Source organism: Waterburya sp., from assembly GCF_058530065.1.
The window spans coordinates 1-5,151 of the sequence record NZ_JBZNBU010000030.1; the positions used below are offsets into that span (position 1 = coordinate 1).

General features: G+C 38.5%; 4 protein-coding genes. 3 read left to right on the forward strand and 1 reads right to left on the reverse strand.

What is annotated here, in order from left to right; translation table 11 throughout:
• Positions 1-250: 250 nt before the first annotated feature.
• The 3 genes from glyQ to AC33VI_RS02050 all read left to right on the forward strand — a co-directional run bounded on the left by glyQ (position 251) and on the right by AC33VI_RS02050 (position 4,252).
• Complete coding sequence (glyQ, locus tag AC33VI_RS02040) at positions 251-1,120, forward strand: glycine--tRNA ligase subunit alpha (RefSeq protein WP_491780606.1); 870 nt, start codon at positions 251-253, stop codon at positions 1,118-1,120.
• 193 nt (positions 1,121-1,313) lie between these two features.
• Complete coding sequence (locus AC33VI_RS02045) at positions 1,314-2,387, forward strand: Fe(3+) ABC transporter substrate-binding protein (RefSeq protein ID WP_491780607.1); 1,074 nt, start codon at positions 1,314-1,316, stop codon at positions 2,385-2,387.
• Between the two features lie 23 nt (positions 2,388-2,410).
• The gene (locus AC33VI_RS02050; RefSeq protein WP_491780608.1) at positions 2,411-4,252 is read left to right on the forward strand and encodes an N-acetylmuramoyl-L-alanine amidase; all 1,842 of its coding nucleotides are present in this window, start codon (positions 2,411-2,413) and stop codon (positions 4,250-4,252) included.
• Between the two features lie 11 nt (positions 4,253-4,263).
• Here AC33VI_RS02050 and AC33VI_RS02055 read toward each other — a convergent pair whose 3' ends face one another.
• The gene (locus AC33VI_RS02055) at positions 4,264-5,124 is read right to left on the reverse strand and encodes an ion channel (protein ID WP_491780609.1); all 861 of its coding nucleotides are present in this window, start codon (positions 5,122-5,124) and stop codon (positions 4,264-4,266) included.
• Positions 5,125-5,151: the final 27 nt, after the last annotated feature.

The following is a 5,151-nucleotide window of genomic DNA, read 5'->3' on the forward strand; positions in this document are numbered from 1 at the left end:
CGGATCAGGGGATGGATTTTAATGTTTTTTAGCCCACAAGCTCTGTGATTAAAAACCGTCAAACTATTGATTTGTCTAGGTTCTGGCTGCGGTTTGCTGCCCCAAGGCTTCAAACCGCGCATTTACCAATATAGGCAACTTCTATACTAATGTCAACTCTTTTAGAGAATTTTAGTTAAAAAACTTTTTTTGTCTTTCTCAAATTCAGTCATGCTATGGTGTTTGGGCGGATATTTTTTTAGATTTTTTTATGTCTTTATCTTTTCAAGAAGTTATCACCACTCTAAATAATTTTTGGAGCGATCGCGGTTGTTCGATCGCTCAACCCTATGACACGGAAAAAGGTGCTGGGACTAAAAATCCTAATACATTCTTACGGGCATTGGGACCCGAACCTTGGTCGGTTGCTTATGTAGAACCATGTAGAAGACCAACTGACGGAAGATATGGTGAAAATCCCAATCGTTTTCAGCATTATTATCAGTATCAAGTTTTAATTAAGCCTTCTCCCGATAATATTCAAGAAATTTATTTGGATTCCTTGAGAGCATTAGAAATTAATCCAGATGACCATGATATTCGTTTTGTTGAAGATAATTGGGAAGATGCAGCGGTTGGTGCTTGGGGTGCTGGTTGGGAAGTATGGCTGGATGGCATGGAAGTAACTCAATTTACTTATTTTCAGCAATGTGGTGGTATTGATTGTCGTCCAGTATCGATTGAGATTACTTATGGGTTGGAGAGATTGGCAATGTATCTTCAAAATGTGGATGCCATTACTAAAATTCAATGGAACGAACGCTTGAACTACGGAGATATTTTCCTTCAGGGAGAAATCGAACAATGTACTTATAATTTTGAAGCGTCCGATCCAGATTTATTATTTAATCTATTTAGTCTTTATGAGAAAGAAGCTAAGCAGTTAATCGACCGCGGTTTAGTGCTTCCTAGTTTGGACTATGTACTGAAGTGTTCTCATAGCTTTAATTTATTAGATGCTAGAGGAGTAATTGCCGTTACCGAACGTACTCGTTATATTGGACGGATTCGTGGCATGGCTCGACAAGTAGCGCAGTTATATTTAGAACAAAGAGAAAGCTTGGGCTTTCCTCTGGCTTAAATGCTATCGGGATTAAAACAAGAACGGTAGACAGAGAAAAATTTGTTTTCAGTATGTTGTTTTACTTCTACCTTCTTTGTGGTTGATTAGTTTTGCAAATTACTGAGAAAAATTCTCAAAAGTTATAAAAACAGGTAATATAGGAAATCTAAAAATAATTATTTTTCCAGACAACAATCTTGTAAATTCTATAATGAGCAATTTAATCAATCAATATTCTCGACGTTTTTTTATAAGTCTTGCTACTGCTGCTTTAATTATTAGTTGTAGTCAAAGTCCAGAACAACAATCAGGGAAAACTGATACCCCATCAGGAGAGAAAATAGGAGGACAGGTTAATATCTATTCTTCTCGCCACTACAACACTGACGACCAACTATATGAGGGTTTTACCGAGCAAACAGGAATTAAAGTCAAATTAATTGAGGGTAAAGCTGACGAACTAATTGAGAGAATTAAAAGCGAGGGAGAAAATAGTCCTGCGGATATCTTGATTACAGTGGATGCAGGAAGGTTGTGGCGTGCCGAGCAAACGGGAATGTTTGCCCCTGTAGAATCTGAAATTCTAACTGAAAAAATTCCCGCGCATTTGCGCCATCCTGAAAATCTTTGGTTTGGCTATAGCAAGCGTGCCAGGGTGATTATGTATAACAAAGATAAAGTAAAGCCTGAAGATATTAAAACCTATGAAGATTTAACAGATCCTAAGTGGAAAGGAAAGGTACTGATGCGTTCTTCTAGCAATATTTACAATCAATCTTTAGTTGCTGGAATTTTAGAAGAAAAAGGAGAAGAAGCAACTACACAATGGATTAGGGGCTTGGTGGCAAATTTGGCTCGTTCTCCTCAAAGTAACGATACGGGAAATATTGAAGCAGTAGCAGCAGGAATAGGAGATCTAACTATTGCTAATACCTACTATTTAGCTAGATATGACGACCAACCAGAAGTATTTGATAAAGTTGGCGTAATTTACCCAAATCAAGAGGATCGAGGAACACACGTTAATATTAGCGGTGCGGGAATGTTGAAAAATGCTCCTCATCAAGAACAAGCGATCGCTTTTTTGGAATACTTGGCTAACGAAAAGGCACAAGAGTTTTTTGCTTTGGGTAATAATGAATATCCCGTGGTAGAAGGAACTCCTGTCAATCCTGTAGTTGAAAGTTTTGGGGGGGATTTCAAAGAAGATACGACTAATGTTTCTGCTTACGGGAAGAATAATGCAGATGCGGTTAAGATTATGGATCGTTCGGGATGGAAATAATAGAGATCTATAAAAGTAAATAAATGAAACGATTTTTCGGTCTGGCAGTATTAAGCAATATTCTGATTGTGAGCGGTATGGTGGCGATTTCTCTACCTGCTTTGGCAGAGTCTCCTTTATCGGTTGTTTATCCCCCACCAGAACATCAAACTGTCGCCGAAAAAATCTTTTTTATTGGTACTGCACCTCCTCAAGAACCAGTTTTTATTAATGGGTCAGAAATTGAAAATCGCAGTCGAGGGGGACATTTTGCTCCTAGTCTTCCTTTAAACATTGGAGAAAACGTCTTTAAAATTCGCTATGGAGATGAAGAATTAGAAATTGTCGTAACCCGTAACAGCAGTCAGATAGAAGCACCAAAAGATTTTACATTTGCTAGTAACTCTTTATTTCCTAATGTAGATCTTGCTCGTCTGCCCGACGAACCAATTTGTTTTAGTGCGGTAGCAACACCAGATGCTAAAGTTTCGGTCAAAGTCGGCAAAAGTAAGATTGTTTTATTGCCTCAAGTAGAATCTATTGAATTGCCTGCCAATTCTGCCGTTTTGACAGCAGAGAATAAACCTAGAAAAAATTCTCTTGCAGGACAATATAAAGGATGCACTACTTTGGATTTACCTCGCAACTATGGAAAACCACTGTTTGAATTAGAACAAGATGGGGAAAGTATCAGAGAAGAAGGTCAGGGAGAAATCAAAATACTTTCTCCCAAAGATATACAGGTAATTGAAGTGATTGCAGATGCAGGAGTTGCTAGAACTGGTGCTAGTACCAATTATTCTCGTCTGACACCTTTGCCAAAGGGAAGTAGGGCAAGAATTACAGGAGAAGAGGGAGAATGGTGGAGATTGGACTATGGTGCTTGGATTAAAAAGTCAGAAACAAAACCAATATTGGGTAATATTCCCCCACAGTCAATCGTTCGTGGAATTACATCAGAGCAAAAGGCATCGACGACAGAGATTATTTTTCCTTTACAGTCTCCCGTACCTGTAGAGATCGAACAAAAAGAAGATAGTATTACTTTATCTTTGCACAACACTACCGCCCAAACCGATACTATTCGATTAGATCCCGATCCCATAATTAAACGCCTCGACTGGCAACAGAAATCGCCAACGCAGATCGATTATACTTTTGAGCTTAATAGCCAACAGCAGTGGGGATACGATTTATATTATCAAGGGAGTAGTTTGGTGTTTGCTTTGCGCCATCCACCAGAAGCTATACCTTTGTTCGATTTTGACAGTCTGGGATCTGATGATTCTTCAAACACAAAAAGCGATCGCCTTATTCCAGGAAAACCGCTCAATAATATCGAAATATTATTAGATCCAGGACATGGAGGAAAAGAATCTGGTGCAAAAGGACCAACTGGCTATCCTGAAAAAGAAATCAATTTATTAATCGCCAAATTAGTCGAGCAAGAATTAATTAAATTGGGCGCAACAGTTCATTTAACTAGAGAAACAGATCAAGATGTTTCCTTAAAAGAAAGAATGGCTGCGATCGATAAAATCAAACCAGACTTGGCTATTTCCATCCATTACAATGCTTTACCCGATAGTGGCGATGCAGAAAATACCCAAGGTATTAGTACTTTTTGGTATAACACTCAAGCTCATGCCCCTGCCACTTTCTTACATAACTATTTAGTTGAAAAATTAAACCGTACTGATGCAGGAGTATTTTGGAATAATTTAGCCTTAACTCGCCCTCATACCGCACCATCGATATTATTGGAATTGGGTTTTATGATTAATCCCGAAGAATTTGAATGGATCACTAACAGTATCGAACAAAGAAAATTAGCTAGAGCGATCGCTTTGGGAATTAAAGAGTGGTTTGCTATTAAAAAAATTTAACATTGTTTTGATTAATTTATAATTTCCGCAGGCTCTGTATCGTGAAAACAATTAAAATCGACAAAATGGTGTCCTTCTGATGTTTGCTGAATAATATCGACAAATTGATGTCCCCAAATAATATTTTGGGCTGCATAGGAATAGGGTGCGTGAATCGATTGGGCAACAGTTTCATCCACACCGCTAAGAGAAACTATCAGCATGGATCTAGTGTTAATCAAAGATTCTTCAGTGGCACTCCATAAAGGACTCTGTTCGTCGATCTGGTGCATTACCGTCCAACTGAGAGTAAATCTAGGAGTTTGACTGCGTACTAACTTGAGTAAATGAAATCGGCGCATATATTGTCCTTCAGTGCTAACTTCGTCTCTCATTAAGTAAACGCGAATTTGAGCTTCAATAATTTGATTGCGTCGCTGGTTGGCTGCTCTTAACATTAGGGTTGGAATACCATTATGATTAGAGATAACTGCAACACTGCTAAAAAGCACTCTAGCTGTGGGTTGAGAAAATTTAGTAAAAGCTAATCCCGTCATTAGAGCAATTCCTACTATCCCTACCAACGCTTCTACAGTTACTAGAGTATCTGCATAGACTGTTGTGGGATACATTGAGCCATAGCCAATTGAAGTTAAGGTTTGTACGCTAAAGAAAAAGGCATCTCCCAACGAACCTGGGGTGGCATTAGCAATACAATCTCCTCCCATGGAATAGGCGAGCGCAAAAATAACATTAATCATCACATAAGACAAAGCCATTAGTAGAATAAAACCCAACCAAGGAACTGTCAGGAGTAAATAGTATGGTTCTTGCCAATAGCTATGCCAAGCATCTGCACCAGGGATTTTAAAACGTCCGTTATGAAACTCGATTTTAAATCGGTCAGAGCTATTTTTAAC

Excerpts from the sequence above, each read along its gene's own strand:
- glyQ (WP_491780606.1), top strand. The coding sequence starts at position 251 with ATGTCTTTATCTTTTCAAGAAGTTATCACCACTCTAAATAATTTTTGG.
- AC33VI_RS02045 (WP_491780607.1), top strand. The coding sequence starts at position 1,314 with ATGAGCAATTTAATCAATCAATATTCTCGACGTTTTTTTATAAGTCTT.
- AC33VI_RS02050 (WP_491780608.1), top strand. The coding sequence starts at position 2,411 with ATGAAACGATTTTTCGGTCTGGCAGTATTAAGCAATATTCTGATTGTG.